At 64.0% G+C, this 19,214-nt stretch carries 13 protein-coding genes and 2 pseudogenes; 1 reads left to right on the forward strand and 14 read right to left on the reverse strand.

The window, feature by feature from the left end; genetic code table 11:
• Positions 1 to 90: 90 nt before the first annotated feature.
• From CSV86_RS00260 to yaaA, 14 genes and pseudogenes are all read right to left on the reverse strand, one after another.
• Entirely contained in the window at positions 91 to 1,542 is a 1,452-nt protein-coding gene (locus tag CSV86_RS00260; protein WP_009395044.1) for a mannose-1-phosphate guanylyltransferase/mannose-6-phosphate isomerase, read from the reverse strand.
• A gap of 36 nt (positions 1,543 to 1,578) precedes the next feature.
• Entirely contained in the window at positions 1,579 to 2,235 is a 657-nt protein-coding gene (locus CSV86_RS00265) for an alginate O-acetyltransferase AlgF (protein WP_009395042.1), read from the reverse strand.
• 12 nt (positions 2,236 to 2,247) lie between these two features.
• Positions 2,248 to 3,399, reverse strand: coding sequence for an alginate O-acetyltransferase (locus CSV86_RS00270; RefSeq protein WP_009395040.1), 1,152 nt, complete (start codon positions 3,397 to 3,399; stop codon positions 2,248 to 2,250).
• A gap of 11 nt (positions 3,400 to 3,410) precedes the next feature.
• Positions 3,411 to 4,868, reverse strand: coding sequence for an MBOAT family O-acyltransferase (locus CSV86_RS00275; protein ID WP_009395039.1), 1,458 nt, complete (start codon positions 4,866 to 4,868; stop codon positions 3,411 to 3,413).
• 204 nt (positions 4,869 to 5,072) lie between these two features.
• A complete protein-coding gene (locus CSV86_RS00280) occupies positions 5,073 to 6,164 on the reverse strand; it encodes a mannuronate-specific alginate lyase (protein ID WP_037058663.1) in 1,092 nt (363 codons plus the stop codon).
• 7 nt (positions 6,165 to 6,171) lie between these two features.
• On the reverse strand, positions 6,172 to 6,699 hold the full coding sequence (locus CSV86_RS33165; RefSeq protein WP_376699739.1) for an alginate biosynthesis protein AlgX: 528 nt from the start codon (positions 6,697 to 6,699) through the stop codon (positions 6,172 to 6,174).
• A pseudogene (locus CSV86_RS33170) lies at positions 6,691 to 7,613 on the reverse strand (alginate O-acetyltransferase AlgX-related protein); the annotation flags it as partial. The pseudogene CSV86_RS33170 and the gene CSV86_RS33165, both read right to left, overlap by 9 nt.
• A gap of 12 nt (positions 7,614 to 7,625) precedes the next feature.
• Positions 7,626 to 9,194 carry a mannuronan 5-epimerase AlgG gene (gene algG / locus CSV86_RS00290; protein ID WP_009395035.1) on the reverse strand — a complete coding sequence of 523 codons (1,569 nt, stop codon included), beginning with the start codon at positions 9,192 to 9,194 and terminating at the stop codon, positions 7,626 to 7,628.
• 18 nt (positions 9,195 to 9,212) lie between these two features.
• Positions 9,213 to 10,700: an alginate export family protein gene (locus CSV86_RS00295; RefSeq protein ID WP_009395034.1), complete on the reverse strand. Its 1,488-nt coding sequence runs from the start codon at positions 10,698 to 10,700 to the stop codon at positions 9,213 to 9,215.
• Positions 10,697 to 12,112 carry an alginate biosynthesis TPR repeat lipoprotein AlgK gene (gene algK, locus CSV86_RS00300; RefSeq protein ID WP_009395033.1) on the reverse strand — a complete coding sequence of 472 codons (1,416 nt, stop codon included), beginning with the start codon at positions 12,110 to 12,112 and terminating at the stop codon, positions 10,697 to 10,699. The genes CSV86_RS00295 and algK overlap by 4 nt, the downstream gene beginning before the upstream one ends.
• Before the next feature lie 127 nt (positions 12,113 to 12,239).
• Positions 12,240 to 13,406: an alginate biosynthesis protein Alg44 gene (locus tag CSV86_RS00305; RefSeq protein ID WP_009395032.1), complete on the reverse strand. Its 1,167-nt coding sequence runs from the start codon at positions 13,404 to 13,406 to the stop codon at positions 12,240 to 12,242.
• Between the two features lie 39 nt (positions 13,407 to 13,445).
• The gene (alg8, locus tag CSV86_RS00310; protein ID WP_009395031.1) at positions 13,446 to 14,927 is read right to left on the reverse strand and encodes a mannuronan synthase; all 1,482 of its coding nucleotides are present in this window, start codon (positions 14,925 to 14,927) and stop codon (positions 13,446 to 13,448) included.
• A gap of 69 nt (positions 14,928 to 14,996) precedes the next feature.
• A pseudogene (locus tag CSV86_RS00315) lies at positions 14,997 to 16,312 on the reverse strand (nucleotide sugar dehydrogenase).
• 820 nt (positions 16,313 to 17,132) lie between these two features.
• Positions 17,133 to 17,912, reverse strand: coding sequence for a peroxide stress protein YaaA (gene yaaA, locus CSV86_RS00320; protein WP_009395029.1), 780 nt, complete (start codon positions 17,910 to 17,912; stop codon positions 17,133 to 17,135).
• Between the two features lie 121 nt (positions 17,913 to 18,033).
• Here yaaA and CSV86_RS00325 point away from each other — a divergent pair, with 121 nt between their 5' ends.
• Positions 18,034 to 19,158, forward strand: coding sequence for a polysaccharide deacetylase family protein (locus CSV86_RS00325; RefSeq protein WP_037058667.1), 1,125 nt, complete (start codon positions 18,034 to 18,036; stop codon positions 19,156 to 19,158).
• Positions 19,159 to 19,214: the final 56 nt, after the last annotated feature.

Below are 19,214 nucleotides of genomic sequence, written 5' to 3' on the forward strand. Positions count from 1 at the left end.
GGATGCCCCGGGAAAGACGATCCTTCGATCCTAACGACAAGGGGCCGGCCTGTCATATGAATGAGCGGGCCGGCCCCTTTCGTTTACCGCTTACTGCGCGATGGTCTTGATCGAAACCCCACGCTCGATCGGCGTGGAGCGCCCGTAGATGTCCTCGAAGCGTTCGATATCGTCTTCGCCCAGGTAGCTGCCGGACTGCACCTCGATGATCTCCAGCGGGATCTTGCCCGGGTTTCGCAGGCGGTGGACGGAGGCGATGGGGATGTAGGTGGACTGGTTTTCGGTGAGCAGGAAGACGTTTTCGTCACAGGTCACTTCGGCGGTGCCGGACACCACGATCCAGTGCTCGGCACGGTGGTGGTGCATCTGTAGCGAGAGGCTGGCGCCGGGCTTGACCGTGATGTGCTTTACCTGGAAGCGCCCGCCCATGTCCACCGAGTCGTAGGAACCCCACGGCCGATATACCTCGCAGTGGGTCTGGGTTTCGCTGCGGCCCTGGGCATCCAGGGTGTTGACCAGTTGCTTGACCCCCTGAACCTTGTCCTTGTGGGCGATCATCATGGCGTCCTTGGTTTCGACCACCACGATGTTCTCCAGGCCGATCACCGAGACCAGCTTGCCGTTGCCGTGGATCATGCAGTTGTGGCTGTCCTGCACCACCACGTCGCCCTTGGTGACGTTGCCGTTGTCGTCCTTGGGGTGCACGTCCCACAGGGACGACCAGCAGCCGACATCGCTCCAGCCGGCGGTCAGCGGCACCACACAGGCGCGCTGGGTTTTTTCCATCACCGCGTAGTCGATGGAGTTGTCCGGGCAGCAGGCGAAGGTGGCTTCGTCGATGCTCAGGCTGTCGCCGTCTTCCTGGCTGCGCTCGAGGGTCAGCAGGCAGGTGTCGTAGATGTCCGGATCGTGCTTTTTCAGCTCTTCGAGGAAGCGGCTGGCGCGGAACAGGAACATGCCGCTGTTCCAGAAGTAGCCGCCGCTCTGGACGAATTCGCGGGCGCGCTTTTCATCGGGTTTCTCGACGAACTGGGCGACCCGGCTGATGCCCTCGGGCAGCAGCGCGTCCTGGCTGGAACGGATGTAGCCGTAGCCGGTTTCCGGCTTGGTCGCAGGGATGCCGAACAGCACCATCTCGCCACGCTCGGCGGCCACGGTGGCCAGGGCCAGGGCGCGTTGCAGGGCTTTCTGGTCATCGATCACATGGTCGGCCGGCAGCACCAGCATCAGTTCGTCACGGCCTTCATTGACCAGCTTCATGGCGCTCAGGGCCACCGCTGGCGCGGTGTTGCGGCCGAAGGGCTCCATGAGGATGGCCTGGGTCTGCAGGTTCAGGCTTTGCAGTTGTTCGTTGACGATGAAACGGTGGTCCTTGTTGCATACCACTATGGGTGCGTCCATGCCTTCGAAGACCAGGCGCGAGAGGGTTTGCTGGAACAGCGTGTGCTCACCGGTCAGGGCGAGGAACTGCTTGGGGAACTGCTTGCGCGACAGGGGCCACAGGCGCGAACCGTTACCGCCGGACAGGATGACTGGAATCATGGTTTTGCTCTCCGAATCTAAAAGTTGGGCAGTGGATTAGCGGGTCGCTACCGGGCGCTTGACCCAGACCGGGGACAGGTTGCTGCCCGAGCCGGTGACGTAGAGCACGGCGGCTTCACCGCGCTCGAGGGCGACCGGTTTCAGGTCGCTGACTTTCTTGTCGCCTTCGTACAGGGCCAGGTTGACCTTGACCGGGTTGATCTCGCGCTCGCCACGGCTGGCGGCGGCCACCGGCTTGACCACTTCGGTCTTGCCGTCGGCGGTCTTCAGGGTCAGGGCCTGGTCACTGAGGTTCTGCACCCGCACCAGGGATTTTTGCTTGTTGCGGAATGGCGGTTCTTCAACCAGCTGCGGCTTGCCGTTGGCGTGGTTGACCAGGGTGTAGTAATGGTCGGCCGCCAGCTTCACCGGCAGGGTGGCGTTACCCACCTTGGCGCTGTAGTCGCCTTGCGGCATGAAGCTGAAGTCGCTGCTGGCCTGGGCCCCCACCTGGTTGATCGGGGTGTTGCCGACGCTGGCAGCGACCGGCTGGCTGGAGGCGTTGTACAAACGCACGAAGGTCGAGCCTTTCGGCGCGCTCGGGCCGTAGAGTGCGGCGTCGCCGCCGGCCCAGGCTTGCAGCGAGGCGAGGGTGAGGCCGGCAGCGAGGGCGCAGGCTTTGGCGATACGGTGCTTGGACGTGTGCAAGGTCATGTGCATTTCCTCTTAGTGTTCGGTCCGGTTGGACGTCAGGGCCAGCTCTTGATTGGCGTTGCGGGTTTTCTTCAGTTGCGCGATCCATTGCGGGTCGAAGCCGCTGAGGTCGTTCTTGATTGGCAGATAACGCTCGGGGAACTCCCAGACCACGAGTTGCGGCGGGCTGTTCTTGAATTCATCGCTTTGCAGGTACTTGAGCATCGGCAGGATCGGCCCGTGGCCGTCCTCGGCGTAGTTCGCCACGTCGCTGCGCAGGGCCTGCTGCAGCGCGCCGAGGAAGTTCCAGTTGGGGTTGGCGCTGTAGCTGGTGCCGACCAGTGCCACGGGGATCTGCTTGTCGGCGAACAGCGCATCGTCACCGCCGTCTTCGGCGGCACGGGTGCTGCGCTTCTGCAACTGGTCCGGCTTGGGCAGCAGCTCGGTGAACAGCGGGTCCAGCGGCAGGAAGTTGGTCAGGTCGCCCTTGTACGGCGTCTGTTCCTGGTTCTCGGTGATGAAAGTCTGCGGCTGGCCGTTGAGCAGGGTCTGCCGGGCCACGGCCTCGGCCAGTTGCTGGGCGGCGACCTCCGCGCCCATCGGCGTCCAGTGGCTGTCGGTGCGCAGGAACACCTGGCCGCGGGCCTTGGCCGCTTCCAGCGGACCGAACAGGTCGGGGGCGAAGATGTTGGCCTGGCGCGCCTGGGCGTGGAACGCGTTGTACAGGTCATGGTGGACGCTGGCCGGGGTCTTTTCGCCGAGGTACTCGGGATAGACCCGGGCCTTGGCCGGGATGATCGCCAGTACCAGTTCCACGCCGTGCTGACGCAGGGTGTCGCGCACGCCACGCAGCAGGGCCAGGTTCTCGTTGCGGCTCAGTTCACCGTCGGCTGCCGGCTTGAACTCCTCGTCGCTGAACAGCCACTGGTCGCGGCCCAGCACCACGCCGGGGCGGCCTTCGTTGAACAGCTTGAAGTCCAGCGCCGCCCACAGGTTGGTGCCGATGCGCTTGAGCGGGAACTGCTCGTCGTAGTGGGTTTCGGCGGCCTTGGCCAGCTTGCCGTCGAGCAGGCTCATCTGCGCCGTGCGCTGGAAGCCGGCGAGCCCGCCGAGGGACCACAGCCCCAGGGCGGTGAGCAGGGCGAGGAACAGCAGCGAGTAAAGGATGCGAAGTGATCGGGTCATGGTCGGCTCGCTCAGAACTGGAAGTAGAGGAAGGGCGAGTAGCTCTGCGCCGAGAGCTTGAGGATCGACGCGACGAACAGCAGCAGAACCAGCACGCGGGTGGCGTACAGGCTCCAGTCGAGGCCGACGCTGCCGTCGTGGTGCACCACCACCGGGCTGGCTTTCGCGGTCGGCCTGGCATTGCGGTAGAAGTCGCGCAGGCCGAACCAGGCCAGGGTGATGTAGGCCAGGACCAGGGTCGCCACCTGCAGGCCGGTGAGGCTGGCGCGGTTAAGCTCCGACAGGTTCCAGTCGCCCAGGCTGAACATCGCGGCGTACATGCGGCCGGCCACGTGCAGGTTCTCGGCGCGGAAGATCACCCAGCCGATCACTACCAGCAGGAAGGTGAAGGCCCACTTGACCGGGTTGAAGCGCTGCGGGTTGGTGTCGATGCCCAGGGCCCGCTCGATCGCCAGCCACATGCCGTGCCAGGCGCCCCAGATGATGTAGGTGAAGTTGGCACCGTGCCACAGGCCGCCCAGGAGCATGGTCAGGAACAGGTTGCGGTAGGTGGCGAAGGTGCCGCCGCGGTTGCCGCCCAGGGTGATGTACAGGTAGTCGCGCAGCCAGGTGGACAGGCTGATGTGCCAGCGCCGCCAGAACTCGGTGATCGACTGGCTGATGTACGGCTGCTTGAAGTTCTCCATGAAGCGGAAGCCCATCATCAGGCCCAGGCCGATGGCCATGTCGCTGTAGCCGGAGAAGTCGAAGTACAGCTGCGCGGTATAGGCCAGGGCGCCGAGCCAGGCGTCGCCGGTGCTGGGGTTTTCCAGGGCGAAGCAATGGTCGGCGACCACCGCCAGGGTGTCGGCGATGAATACCTTCTTGATGAAGCCCTGCATGAAGCGGGTGCAGCCCTCGGCGAACTTGTCGACGGTGTGGGTGCGGTGGTTGAACTGGTCGGCGAGGTCCTTGAAGCGCAGCACGGGGCCGGCGATCAGGTGCGGGAAGATCGCGACGAAGGCGGCGAAGTCGATCAGGTTGCGGGTTGCCGGGGTGTCGCCGCGGTACACGTCGATGATGTAGCTGATGGACTCGAAGATGTAGAACGAGATACCGATCGGCAGCAGCACGTGGGTCAGGATGAACGGCTCGAGGCCGAACGAGGCCATGATCGCGTTGATGCTCTCGACACCGAAGTTGGCGTACTTGAAGTAGCCGAGGATGCACAGGTCCACGGCCACGCCGAGCAGCAACCAGCGCTGGGCCGGTTTGGTCCGTACGCCGGCGGCGCCGACTTTCAGGCCGATCCAGTAGTTCCACAGGGTGACCCCGGCGAACAGGGCCAGGAAGTCCACCCGCCACCAGGCGTAGAACAGGTAGCTGGCCAGCAGCAGTAGCAGGTTTCGATAGCGTTGCCCGCTCAGGTAGTACAGGCCGAGGAAGATCGGCAGGAACAGGAACAGGAACACATTGGACGAGAAGACCATCCCGGTTCTCCTTGGTGGTCAGCTACGGGGCAACAGCGCCCCCAAACCCCCCGGCTGTCTGGCTGGGGGAAACCGATGAATCAGTGTCGCTGCGGTCCCTGTGGGAGCTGGCTTGCCAGCGATGAGGCCAGCAGGTTCAGCATCTGTGTCAGGTGTGGCCCTATCGCTGGCAAGCCAGCTCCCACAGGGGCCGTGTCAAGCCGCCTATTTGCGCTCGGCCCCCGGGTCATACACCCGCGTCACATCCCCGCCGAGGCGGAAGCTGTTGAACGGCTGCATCCCGTGCCGACGCTGCTGCACATCGCCACTGCACTGGTAGAGGCTGCACCACGGCTCCAGCCAGGCGTACTTGCTGTCGACCTTGAGGTCGTCCATATCCTGTTTCTCACCGTTCTTGCTCTTGAACGCCGAAGGATCCTTCGACCCACCCAGCACTCGCTCGCCCAGCCGTTTCAGCGCCTGGTGGTTTTCATCCTTCAGGTCCACGCCGTTGACCTGGGCGAAGCTGGCGATCATCGCCAGTGGCGGCAGTGCGTAGTTGTGGTAGGCCAGTGCACGCTGCCTGCGCTTGAGCTCGTTGGGCAGGAAGCCCTGGTCATCCACCTGGTTGGCGGCGACGCGGTACTCCTTCACCGACCAGTCGAACAGGTCGCGGCGGTCGGTGGCCACGGCGGTGGCCATCACCGACCAGGCCGCCCAATAGCTGTGGTTGTTGATCTTCGCCAGCGGCAGGTCGCTCCAGTCGCTGACCACCTGGTCGGCGACGCGGCCGAACCATTTCTCGATCTCCTCGGCCTGGGCCTGGTGCGCCGCCAGCGGCTTGGCGTTGGAAAACTTCAGGCGCAACCACGAGCCGCTGAGGCTGCCCAGCGCCCATTTGCGCATGGACTTGCCGGTGTGGTTGAAGTCCTTCGACAGCAAGGCGTCGGCGCGGGCCCAGGTGCCCAGCCAGGTCAGGGCGCAGTCGAGCTGCGCCGGGCGGCCGTCGCGCATGTACTGGGTGACCAGCTTGGCCACGCCGCGCTCCAGGGTGGTGATGTCCTTGGTCGAGTCGCGGAAGGCTTTCTCCGACACTGCGTTCAGGGTCGAGCGCGCCGAGTCCGAGCCCTCGTACTTGCTGCGAAATTGCAGGCTGCCGGTGTAGGGCGTCGGCACCGCTTCGCACTGGAAGTTGCCGTCGCCGGTCTTCTGTTTCTCGATGCCGGCGTAGTAGCCCTGGGGCGGTACCAGCCCGGCGAATGCCTGGCTGGAGGCCGCGAGCAATACCGCGCTGGCGATCATGCTGAGTCTGTTCATGGGGTCCTCACAGTCCGGCCTGGGCGTTGCGCGGGGCACCGCCGACAGGGCCGCGTTTGCACAGGGTGGCCTGGACTTTCTGGGTACCGCTCTCCGGCCCCTGCAGCTCGACGGCAAGCAGGGTCTGCCCGGCCCAGTCCTCGTCTTCACGCAACTGGAAGGCGAAGCGGCCATCGGTGTCGGAAGTGGTCGGCTTCTCGATCTTGATGTCCTCGTGGCGGCCGTTGAGGTACCAGAGGGTGGCCTGCATGACCTTGACCGAGGTGTCTTCGAAGCGGATGTCCAGCTGGTGGTTGCGGTTGGTCAGGTCCTTGATCACGCCGTCACGGCCGTTGACCATCAGCTCGTTCTTGCCTGGCTTGATCGCGGTGCTGGCGCTCATCTGCGCCGGCTTGCCTTCGCAGCCGTTGTCGAGCAGGGCAAGCATCTGCCGCCAGATGGTTTCCTGGTTCAGCGGGTACAGCGGGGAGAATTCCCAGATCAGGATCTTCGGCGGGTTCTTCTTGAATTCCTCGCTGCCCAGGTACTGGATCATCGAGCCTTCCAGGCCGCCGCCAGGGAAGGCGACATTGAGCACGTCGGCGCCGATGTACTGTTCCAGAAAGCCCGAGAAGTTGTAGTTCTTGCCGCTGTGGCTGGTACCGACCAGGGTGATCTGCGCGTTGCCGGAATCACCGAACAGGTCGTCGCTGCCGCCGCTGGAGCCCTTCGGCTCGGTGGCGAACTGGTCCATGTACTGCACCGCATAGCTGGTGCCGCACAGTTGGCCGGCGACGTTGTGCAGGGTGCCGGTCTTGCCCATGCGCCCGGACTTCTTCGTCTCGAACTCCTTGCGCGGGATGCCTTCGAAGGCCGGCATGGCGTGCACGGTCTGGGCCACGATCTTCGCTGCGCGCTCGGCGCCGTACGGGGTCCAGTGCTGGTCGCCGCGGAAGTAGAAGTCCTTGCCCTGGTCGGCGGCGGCCAGTTGCTCGTTGGTCAGCGGCGACAGGTCGGGAACGTTGTAGCCCATGGCGCGGAAGCGCTTGAGCATGGCCTGGTAGTTGCCCAGGGCCTTCTGGTAATCGAACTTCGCCTTTTCCTCGGGGTGAGCATGTTGCGGTTCACCAGGCCGCGGGTCGGCTGGTAGACCACCACCAGCTCGATGCCGCGGGCCTTGAAGGCGTCATGCAGTTGTTGCAGGCGCTTGTAGCCGGCGGGCGTGGTGTCGAATTCGGTACGCAGGTCTTCCCGGGTGCGGAACAGCCAGTCGCCCTTGGCCTGGACCAGGGTGGTGAAGTTCTGCTGGTAGCGGGTGGTGTAGCGGCTGGCGTCGTGGGCCTCGGGGCACAGCTGGCAGCACGGCTCGGCGGTGAAGCTCGGCGCGGTGACCTCGTCGGCGCGCACGCCGTTGGCGATCGCCAGCAGGGCGGCGCTGAGGCCCAGGAGTTTGATCAGGTGTGGAGTCATGTTCGGGTTTCCTCAGTCTGCCATTTCGGTCTGGCGTTCGACCGGATCGATCAGCACGGCCTTCTGCTGGCGCACCATCAGGTCGAGGATCTCGTTCTGCCGTTCGCCCAGCACGCCGGACAAACTGATACCGCTGGCCTTGCTCGGCGCCAGCATCGACACGCGGTACAGCTCCACGCTCAGCGGCGAGTCGATGGACAGCGGGCCGCTGCCGTTGGCCGCCAGCTCGCCGCCGACCACGATCAGCGAGACCTTGGTGTCGAAGGGGTCGAGGGCGATGTTGCGGTCGGTGTCGGAGAGGTCCTTGATGTGGCCGTAGACACCGACCAGGCCGTTGGCCATGGCGAGGTTTTCGTACAGGCGGATGTTCACGCTGTTGCGCACGCGGATGCCGTGGCGGCGGTTGCTGATCAGCTTGTTGCCCCAGATCAGGTTGTCGCCGCTTTCATACAGGGTGATGCCGTCGGTGTGGTTGCGGTAGATCTCGTTGTAGGCGATCAGGTTGTTGACGCTGTTGCGGTCGATCACCACGCCGGAGAGCTTGTTGTCATAGCTCTTGTTGTTGATGATCCAGCTGTCGTTGACCTCCCGGGAAATGATGATCCCGTGCTTCTTCTTGGTGCCGTACACCGTGTTGCCAGCGATGATCAGGCGGTGCGAACGGTCGTGGGGGTCGATGCCGTAGACGATGTTGTCGCTGTAGGTGTTGTCCTTGACCACGAAGTCGCTGGTTTCATAGCAGTAGAAGCCGTACCACATGTCACTGAAGGTCGAGCCGATGATCCAGCCGGTGGGTTCGGCGCGGCCCATCTGCTTGGCCATGTTCGGCGTGTACTGCGAGATGCTCACGCCATAGGACTTGCTTTTCGCATAGCCGAAGCTGGCCATGGTGCTGTTGACGATGTAGGTCTCGGTGCCGCCCCAGGACAGCAGGAACGGCCGGAATTCGTCGGGCTTGCGGAAGGTCGCCGGGCCGTTGTCCTTCTCGCGCCAGCCGATCACCCGGGTGTCGCTGACGAACAGCTTGCCGTCGTTGACCAGGAACGAACCGCCCTCCTGGGACAGGCGCAGCTCCTTGACCTTGCCGTCGATTTCCAGGGTTGCGCCGTTGCCGACCACGATTGGCAGGCGGGCCAGGTAGACGCCTGGCGAGGTCTGCCGGAGGAAGCGCTCGGGAACCTTCGTCGCCAGCTCGGTGAAGTTCACGTGGCCGCCGTCGATGAAGATCGCCTGGGGAATGCCGCGCTGGCGGGCCACCCATTCGGCGCCCTTGTTGTCACCACCGATGAACTCCTTGAGCACGTCTTCCTGGAGCATGCGCCGCACCGAGACCTTGCCCGGCTTGCGCCGGTCGATCTTCTTCTGCACGGCCTCGGCGGTGTAGCCGGAAAGGTCCGGCAGCTTCGGCGGGTCGAGGTGCAGCGGCTCCACCGGCGCGGTGCTGACGGTGTAGGTCTTGGCCTGTTGCAGCTCCTTGGCCACTGGCGCCGGTGCCTGGCCGTTGCTGGCCTGGGCGACGCTGGTGGCCAGCAGCAAGGCGCCGGCCAGCAGGGTATGAAGCCTGTTCGGGTGAAGGGTCATGTCAGTGCTCTCCGCTCATCAGAAGCGCCAGACCACGTCGATGAAGGCGCGGTGCATGTACGAGTCGGCCTCTTTGCCGTAGGCGTCGCCCGGCTTGAACACGCCGCCGCGAAAACGCACCAGTGCCGAGGGTTCGTCGATGGATTTGCTCAGGGCCGCCGGCAGCAGGCCCTGCTTGAAGTACTTGGTGACCACCAGGTCCATCTCCTGCCCGACATCCTTCTCGCCCTGGACCAGCGGACGGTTGATGCCGCCATCGTCGACCACCGCGTTGATGCCGCTGCCGCCGATGTTCTGGTCGCCGTCGACGCGCCAGAACTTGTGGTAGATCAGGCTGGCGTCGTAGTCGTCGCGCAGTTGCCAGGAGGTGAACAGGGTGGCCGCCTGCAGGTTGCCCAGTTCGCCACGGAACGCCTCGCCGAAGCGGTGCACGCGCGAGCGGGTGCCGGTCCAGTTGGAGCGGTTGGATTCCAGGCCGGTCTGCTCGTAGTTGCTGGAGCCGTCGTCGCCACCGCCGCCGCTGCCACGGGCGTAAGCCGCACCGACCTGCCAGTTGGGGTCGAGGCGCAGGCGAATGCCGAGGTCGGTGGCCCAGGCGTTGACGTCGCCGCTTTGCTTGCCGGTGGCGACCTGTTCGCCGCCCACGCTGGTGCTGCTCAGGGTGTCGCGGTCGCCGGTCAGCCAGGTCACGCTGCCCCAGTAGTTGAGGGTGTTCTGGTTGCGCCAGTTGTAGGCGTCGCTGTTGGCTTCCAGGCCCAGCCAGGTGAGGTCGCCGGTGCGGGTCTTGTCGAGGGCGTCGAGGGTTTCGCCCGGGCTCTTGAGCTTGCCGTCGTCATGGGTGTGGTGGGCGCGCAGGCCGACCCAATGGCCCGGCGTCCACTGTGCGGCGATATCGCCGTAGACGTGCAGGCGGTCCTTGTCTTCGGCTGCCAGTTCGGTGAGGTCGGTGCGGTATTCGCTGAAGCGCTCGGCCACGCCCAGGTTGGCGCGCAGCAGGGTGGTGTCGAAGGTCCAGTTCAGCGCTTCGATATTGGTGTCGCGCCACATGCCGTCGTCGTTGCGCAGGCGCTGGCGGCCGAAGCGCAGCTCTTCGCCGGGGTAGGCGGTGAAGCCCTTGTAGCCGACCCAGAACTCGCGCATCGCCAGGTAGTTCTTCTTGGCTTCGCGGTCGTCGTTGCTGCTGTTGGAATCCTGGATCTCGCTGCCGTCGGCGGACTGGCGGCTGGTGTCGGTCTCGATGATATCGGTGGCCGCCACCGCCTGGCCCATGGCGTAGGCGCTCCAGTCGCCGCGCTCGAAGTACACCCAGGGGCGCAGGTCGATACCGAGGCCGTTGACGTCGCCACCGTCGCGGGTGCCGAGGTCGCGGTCGTCCTCGGACTGGCCGGTGATCTTCACTTCCAGGCCGAAGTTCTTTTCAGCGGTTTCGGCGGCCAGGGTCGGGCACGCCCAGAACAACGCGAAACTCAGGCCGAGACCGGCTTTCATCCACGGGTTGAGCATCATAGGGAAGAGTCCTCACCTTGTTCTTCTTCATCGCCTTTCACGGCTTGCAGCGCCAGCGCACCCGGGCCTGGACCGAGGGCGCCACGGGCGGCGCGCTCCTGTTCCAGCAGGCGCTGGGCGGCGGCTTTCTGTTGCGGATTCAGTTGGCTGTCCAGCTCGCCGGCCAGGGCGGTGGACTGTTCGCTCGGGTTGGCCTGCGCCAGTTGCGCGAAGACCCACGCATTGACCGGGTTCTGGCGGATGCCGTGGCCTTCGCTGTACAGCTGGGCCAGGGCGTAGTCGGCGCTGAGCTGGCCGCCTCGGGCGGCCTGGAGCAGATGGTCGACCGCTTTCTGCGGTTCGACGATGCCCAGGTAGCCGCGGCGATAGAGCTGGCCGAGGTAGTAATGGGCGCTGACCTCGCCGGCTGCGGCAGCGGCCAGCAGATGGGTCTCGGCCAGCTTGGCATCGGCGGGGATGCTCTTGCCTTCGTAATAGAGGCGACCGAGCAGCAGTTCGGCGCGCGGCTGTTCGGCGTCGCGGCCCTTGTCGATGTATTCCATCAGCTTGTCGCTGTCGCCCAGTTCGGGGAAGTCGTACAGCAGTTGCGCCAGGCTGACCCACGACGCCGGATTCTGTGGCGCGATGTCTTCGAGCAGGGCCTGGGCGGTTTTCTCGTCGGTCTGGCCGAGGCTACGGTCGGCGAGCACGCGGGCTACGCTGTCGACCCGGCTGGCCGGAACGGTGCCGCGCTGGTAAGCGCTCTTGAGCTGCTCCAGCAGCGCTGCCTGCTGTTCCGGCTGGGCGCGTTTCTGGTACACGGTGGCCAGTTCGACGTAGCAGATATCGGTGCTGTTCAGGGCCGCCTTGCAGATCCGTTCGACCTCGTCCAGATGCTGGTCGTAGGTGCCTTGGGTGCGGTAGAGCAGGACCTGGGCCAGGCCGGCCTCCGGGTAGCCGGCGCTGCGCCACTGGTCGATCTGCTGCTGGGCGTTCACCTTGGGGAAGCTCTGCGGGTATTGCAGGTAGAGCATCGCCAGGGGAATCAGGGTGTTGCTTTCGCCACTGGCGAAGGCCTGTTTCAGCAGGGTTTCGGCTTCGTGGCGTTCGGCTTCGCTGCTGTCCGGCTTGGCCACCAGCAGGCGGCCAAGACGGGCCTGGGCGCGGGACGAGGTTTGAGCGGCAGCGCGGTAGGTGGCCTCGGCCTGCTTGAGTTCGGCCGGGTCGCCGGTTGCCACCTGGATATCGGCGAGGCCGACCTGCGCTTCGCTGTAGCCGAGGTCGGCGAGCTGCCGGTAGTTGCGTTCGGCGGTGGCGGTGTCGCCGTTCTTCAGGGCCTCGTTGGCCAGGCGCTGGTCGGGCAGGCCGGCGCAGCCGGTGAGGCTGATCGCCAGGGCCAGGGCACAGAGCAGTGGTGTGGATGAGGGCCTCATCGCTGGCAAGCCAGCTCCCACAGGGTTCGAGGCTGCCCACGACACCGAGTCCGACTCAGGTCCTGTGGGAGCTGGCTTGCCAGCGATTGGGAGCACTGCGGAATAACTGTTCATCGAGGAACCCTCTTCAGAGCCCATGCGCCATGGCGCTGTCGATCAGCCAGTCCAGCGACGGGCCGCGCTTGGCGTTGACGCTCGCCGGCAGGCCGACCATCTGGCTCGGCAGCGGTGCATCCGGCTTGATCTGCACGCGGATGTCCGATGACAGGTCGTCGCTGTTGAGGTTGGCGCTGCTGACGATGCGCCCGGTGCGCTCTTCGCCGTCGCCGGCGATCTGGAAGTTGACCCGGGTGCCTGGCTTGACGTCGTCGAACTGGCGATAGCTGAAGCGTGCGTCGATGGTCGGGGTGCTGGTGCGCGGGATCAGTTGGAAGATCACCGCGCCCTTGGCCGCGTACTGGCCGTCATCCACCAGTTGGCGGGCGACGGTGCAGTCGCACGGGCTGGTAAGGGTGCCGCTCATCTGCTTGCCGAACAGTTCCTCGACCTTGGCCGGTTCCAGTTGCTCGTTGTCCAGGTGGCCCTTGAGCAGGTCGAGCATGCTGGTGCTGAACGAAGCCAGCGGCGCCCCCTTGACGACCTCGGCACCGTTTTCCACCAGGGCCTGCAGGGTGCCGTCGCGCGGCATGGTGACTTGGGTGGTGGGCACGCTGACCACGCCGGCTTCGGCATGGCTGACGAAGTACACGCCGTACACCGACTTGGCGATGAAGGCGAAGGCGGCGACGCCGACCACGAACACGCCGAGGCTGAACGTCACGGCGCGCAGGCGGCCCAACGGGCTGAGGCCGCCGCCGTCGTTCTTCTGCTTGCGTGCCTTGGTGAAGTTGTCGCGCTGCAGGGTACTGAGCACGTCGCCGATGCTGATCAGCTCGCCGGACAGGTGCGAGGTGATCAGGTGGCGCAAGGTGGCGATGTCGCGTGGCTCGAGATTCTGGAACTGCACGCCGGTCCGGCCGTCGGCCGCGTTGTGCGAGCGCACCTGGAACTCGATATCCATCGACAGGCCCAGGTTGTCGACGGTGAATTGCAGGCGTCCGCGCATCACTTCGCCCACTGGCAGCGGCTGTTTGGCGTGGAAGCTCAGGCCGCCTGCGGAAAGGTCTTCGACCTTGACCTCGACGGTCTCGCGGTTCGCGTTCAGGTAGCGCAGCCTGGCCGGGATCTTGACCCGGGCATGCTGGCGCTGGGTTTCGGACTCATGCACGACATTGACATTCACGGCGGTATTCATGGCGATGTTTTCCTGTTGGATCCGTAGGGTTGCGGCGACTCACACGACCACGAACAGCACAGCAACGAAGATGCTGGCCGCCGAGAAGGTCATGGTCCGGGAGGACCAGGTGTTGAACCATTGCTGGAAGCTGGCGAGGTCGCGTTTGAGTGCGGTGGGCTGGCGGGTCCAGGACTGGCGGTCGAGGCGGAAGAACACGTAGATCTTCATCAGCGCGCCGACGATCTGGTTGTAATAGAGGATCAGCGGGTAGGCCGGGCCGATCTTGTGTCCGGAGCACAGCAGCATGATCGTGAGGATCAGGCGGGTGATGCCGATCCACAGCAGGTAGGCGAGGATGAACTTGCCGCCGAACTTGAAGCTGGCGATCAGCGCCACGGTCAGGCCGAGCAGGCTGGTCCACATCGAGACGCGCTGGTCGAACAGCACCACGCTGGTGAACAGGCCGAGGCGGCGCATCCCCAGGCCCAGGGCGCGGGAGTTCTGCCGCAGGTTGTTGCCGTACCAGCGGTACATCAGCTTGCGGCTGGCCTTGAAGAAGCTCTTTTCCGGCGGGTGCTCGACGGTGTTGATGTCGGCGTCGGGCACGTAGAAGGTGTCGTAGCCCAGGCGCATCAGGCTGAACCAGCTGGACTTGTCGTCGCCGGTGAGGAATTTGAAGCGGCCGAGGCGCCAGTGGTACAGCGAGTCGCTTTCGACGTCGGCGATGAATTCGGGGTTGGTCACTACCGTGGCGCGGAACATCGACATGCGCCCGGTCATGGTCAGCACGCGCTTGGACAGGGCCATGGAGCACATGTTGATGTGGCGTTGGGCGAAACGCAACTTGTGCCATTCGCTCATCACGTAGCCGCCGCGCACTTCGCAGAATTCATTGGTGGTCAGGCCGCCGACATTGCCGAACAGCTTGAACCAGGGCACGGTCTTGCGTACCACGCCTTCGCCGAGCACGGTGTCGCCGTCGATCACCGCAACCACGGCATTCTCGTCCGGCAGGTGGCGGGAGATGGCGCGGAAACCGAAGGCCAGGCCGTCGCGCTTGCCGGTCCCGGCGATGCGCACGAAGTCCAGGCTGACGTGTTCCGGCGGGTTGTACTTGGCCCACAGGCTCTTGATCAGCAGCTCGTCGGACATTTCCACCAGCGAGCAGACCACGGTGGTCGGGTAGCCGCACTGGATCGCTTCGCGGATGACCGAGCTGTACACTTGGGCGGTGGTCAGGGCGTCGATGCGGAAACTGGTGACCATCAGGTACACGTGGGACGGATCGGCCGCCTTGCCCAGCTTGCGCACCTGGCGCCGCAGCCGTGGGTAGACCACGTAGAGGAACAGCATGCCGCGCACGAAATGGGTCGCGCCCATGGAATAGCGCCAGATGCCGACGGCGCCGATCAGGAACAGGAAGTCCTTGGAATCGGGGTCGAACAGGGTATTGGGCAGGGCCAGGGCGATCAGCATGAGCAGGCTCACGTAGAACAGCCAACCGGCGGCCTGCAGCAGGCCGTGCTTGAGGCTTTGCATGTTCAGCATCCGTATCGGTGACGGGACGTTCGAAAAAGCGCGCGGGGCCGCACGGCCCGCGCAGCCTGCTTACCAGCAGATACCTTCGGTACGGCTGGCCGGGCAGGTGGTCTTGCTCATGAAGCCAACCAGGTCGATCACCTGCTTGCCGGCCGGGCCTGCTGGGCCAGGGCACGGAACTGCTCGTCGCGGTTGCCCAGGACGATGATCTCGGCGTCGTCGATGACCTTCTGGAAGTCGTCGTTGAGCAGCGAGGAGACGTGGGGGATCTTCGACTCGATGTAGTCCTTGTTGGCGCCATGGACCCGGGCGTACTGCACGTTCTGGTCGTAGATGTTCAACTGGTAGCCCTTGCCGATCAGGCGTTCGGCCAGTTCCACCAGCGGGCTTTCGCGCAGGTCGTCGGTGCCGGCCTTGAAGCTCAGGCCGAGCAGGGCGACCTTGCGCTTGTCATGGCTCTCGATGATGTCGAAGGCGTTCTGCACCTGGGATTCGTTGCTGCGCATCAGCGAGTCGAGCAGCGGTGCCTTCACGTCGAGGCTGCTGGCGCGGTAGGTGAGGGCGCGCACGTCCTTGGGCAGGCACGAGCCGCCGAAGGCGAAGCCCGGGCGCATGTAGTACTGGGACAGGTTGAGGGCCTTGTCCTGGCAGACCACGTCCATCACCTCGCGGCCATCGACGCCGACGGCCTTGGCGATGTTGCCGATCTCGTTGGCGAAGGTGACCTTGGTCGCGTGCCAGACGTTGCAGGTGTACTTGATCATCTCGGCGACTTCGATGTCCTTGCGGATGATCGGCGCATCGAGTTCCTCGTAGAGGGCCTGGAGCACGTCGCCGCTGGCCTTGTCCAGTTCACCGATGACGGTCATCGGCGGGTGGTCGTAGTCCTTGATCGCGGTGCTTTCACGCAGGAACTCGGGGTTGACCGCCACGCCGAAATCGACGCCGGCCTTCTTGCCCGAGCAGTCTTCGAGGATCGGGATCACCACGTTCTTCACGGTGCCCGGCAGTACGGTGCTGCGCACCACGATGGTGTGACGGCTGGCTTTCTCGCGCAGGACGAAGCCGATCTCGCGGCACACCGACTCGATGTACTCCAGGCCAAGGTCGCCGTTCTTCTTGCTCGGGGTGCCGACGCAGATCATCGACAGGTCGCTGTCGCGGATGGCCTGGGAGAAATCGGTGGTGCCACGCAGGCGACCGTTGGCGATACCCTGTTGCAACAGGGTTTCCAGGCCGGGTTCGACGATCGGGGACTTGCCCTGGTTGATCAGGTCGATCTTGGTTGCGGAAACATCCACGCCGATGACCTCGTGGCCCCGGGCAGACAGGCAACCGGCACAGACTGCACCCACATAACCCAAACCAAAGATGCTGATACGCATCGCATTCACCTCATGTAGTTAGCTACGCCGATTCCATTCAAAGAACCGGACCGGGTTGATTACCAGCCGTTTTTCGGGCGCGCGAAACCGAAGCGAAAGTTCCGGGGTTCGCACGCAGGCATAAGTAAGTTGTGAGCGCTTAAATACATGCACTCAAATAAGGCAGCCAATGGCCATAAAACGGGGCATGCCCCAAACGCTAGCCGTCTTTATTGCAGTACCGCTGTTTCAATACTGCAGTGCTTGTTCTTTCAACTGGATTAAATCCTTTGAAATCAACCACTAGGACGAATTTTGAGTGCGTCTTCTCCTGGGCCTGAGCGGTGCTCCGGACGGGTTCCGGGCATAGGCTCGACTGGGTCCGTACAACTTCCACACTGGAATATTTGTTATGTAAGTCATTTCTCACATGCTGCTCTGGAAAATCGTTACCGGTGGTATGAGCGGCTATCCGAGGGATAGTTCCTGAGGTGCGGGAGGCGTGGTGAAAGATTTTTTAATATTTTTTAATGGTGGAATACTTTCAATCTGATAGCACGCGGGAGTTTCACCCCGATATATACGGGACGAACTTGGGGTGGGATGGTTTTGTGCCATTACGAAAAATTTTTTCAGGATTTTTCGTCAAAAAACTACGAACGGTCTTATGGCGTTTTGCGATAACGCAAGAAGGGTGGTTTTTTGGCGCCGGGATGTTGGCGATTTCGAGGTGGGTCAGGGGGATTTGTTTTGTTCATGATGGCCTCATCGCTGGCAAGCCAGCTCCCACAGGGTGTGGGAGCTGGCTTGCCAGCGATGAGGCCATCGGCCATACGGCAGATCAATCGTCAGGATGATCCCGCAGGAACACCAGATTGTCCGGTTTCGACTGCTCGGCACTGTAGTAGTACCCCTGCACGTCGAACTGCTTGAGCTGCTCCGGGTCGTTGATCCGCTCCTGGATCACGAAACGGCTCATCAGGCCCCGGGCTTTCTTGGCGTAGAAGCTGATGATCTTGTATTGCCCGTTCTTCTGGTCGCGAAATTCGGTATTGATCACCCGGGCCTTGAGCGCACTGCGTTTCACCGCGCTGAAATACTCGTTGCTGGCCAGGTTGAGCAGCAGGTCGTCGCCTTGCTCGGCCAGCGCCTGGTTCAACCATTCGCTTATCCGCGTGCCCCAGAAGGCGTACAGGTCCTTGCCGCGGGCGTTGGCCAGCTTGGTGCCCATCTCCAGGCGGTAGGGCTGCATCAGGTCCAGCGGGCGCAGCAGGCCATAGAGGCCGGAGAGCATGCGCAGGTGTTCCTGGGCGTAGCTGAAGTCGTCCTCTTCCAGGCTTTCGGCATCCAGCCCGGTATAGACGTCGCCCTTGAAGGCCAGCAGCGCCTGCTTGGCGTTGGCCGGGGTGAACTGCGGGGTCCAGCTGCCGAAGCGCGCGGCATTGAGGCCGGCGAGCTTGTCGGAAAGGTGCATCAGCTCGCTGATCTGCGCCGGAGACAGCTCGCGCAGTTGCAGGATCAGCTCCTGGGAGTCGTCCAGGTACTGCGGCAGGGTGAAGCGCGAGGTCACCGGCGGGGTGTCGTAGTCGAGGGTCTTGGCGGGGGAAATCACCGTCAGCATAAGGTCGGCTCCTTGGATCGTCGGGCGATTCTACGGGGCGCGACTAATGTTCTCCAGCTATCGCGGCGATAGGCACAAGCGCTGCTATAGTGCCCGGCGGATCAATGCAAGAGTGTTCATCGTGCGTAAAGCCCTCGTCGCCCTGACCGTCCTGCTGGCCTTCGGCGCCCAGGCCGCTGTGCAGCCCGTTGCCGTTTTTGATCGTGCTGCCTGGCCGGAGACCCTGGATACCCCGGTGCTTTTCGACGTGGCCTCGCGGGCCGAGATCCTTTCCTTCGCGCGGGTACTGAGCGAAAGCGAAGTCCTCGACGACGCGACCCTTACCGCCCGGCTGCAACTGCGCCAGGCCAATATGCCGATGATCCGCGAAGTGCGTGAGCGCTTGTGGCGCACACTGTGGCGCAACTACGACATGGCCCAGCAAAGTTGCGAGCAGGATGCGTCGTTCTGCTACGTGGTGGAAAACCTCGGCGACCTGCGCCGTACGGCTGCTACCTTCGCCGTCGAGGCCGACTCCTTCTATGCCGGTTGGGCCGAACCGAGCCGGCAGTTCCATATCGCCTACCTGAACGAAATACTGCGCAAGGCGGCGCTGTTCCCTCAGACTGCCAGCGAAGTGGCGCTCTTCTCGCCCCAGGAACTGACGGGGGACCGCCTGAATGACCGCCTGTTCCTGCTCAGCTTCGACGGCGGCCCCAGCGTGATTCCCAGCAATACCGAAGCGCTGGCCACCTTCCTGCGCAAGCAGAAGCTGCATGGCCTGTTCTTCGTTCTCGGGCAGAACCTGCAGAACCGCCGCGACCGGCAGTCGCTGCAGGCGCTGCGGGACATGTATCGCGGGCAATGCGTCGGTACCCAGGGCTGGCAGTACCGTTCCCATGCGCAATGGAAGGACTGGGAGGACTCGGTGATTCGCGGGGTGGCGCGGGCGCAGAGCGATCTGCCGGAGCAGTACGTGCCGCTGTTCCGCCCGCCCTATGGGCAACGTCGTGCCGACAGCCCGGCCTTCTTCGCCAGTCAGAACCTCAGGGTCGCCCTGTGGGATATCGACGCCCAGGACCTCGGCGCACTGACCGCCGAGCAGTCGGCGCAGCGCACCCTGACCTTGATGCTGCTATGGCGTCGCGGCCTGATCCAGCTCAACGACAGCCAGCCCAAGGCCCTGGAAGTAGTGACCTGGCTGCTGACCAATACGGCACGAAGCGGGATCGGCTGGGAGGACTGCCGCGACTTCGCCGGGCAGTGATCGGACGGGGAGCGGTGAAAGGATTCAACGCAGTCCACTCCTGACTGTAGTCGGGG

Source organism: Pseudomonas bharatica CSV86 (assembly GCF_000319305.2).
Taxonomy (GTDB): domain Bacteria; phylum Pseudomonadota; class Gammaproteobacteria; order Pseudomonadales; family Pseudomonadaceae; genus Aquipseudomonas; species Aquipseudomonas bharatica.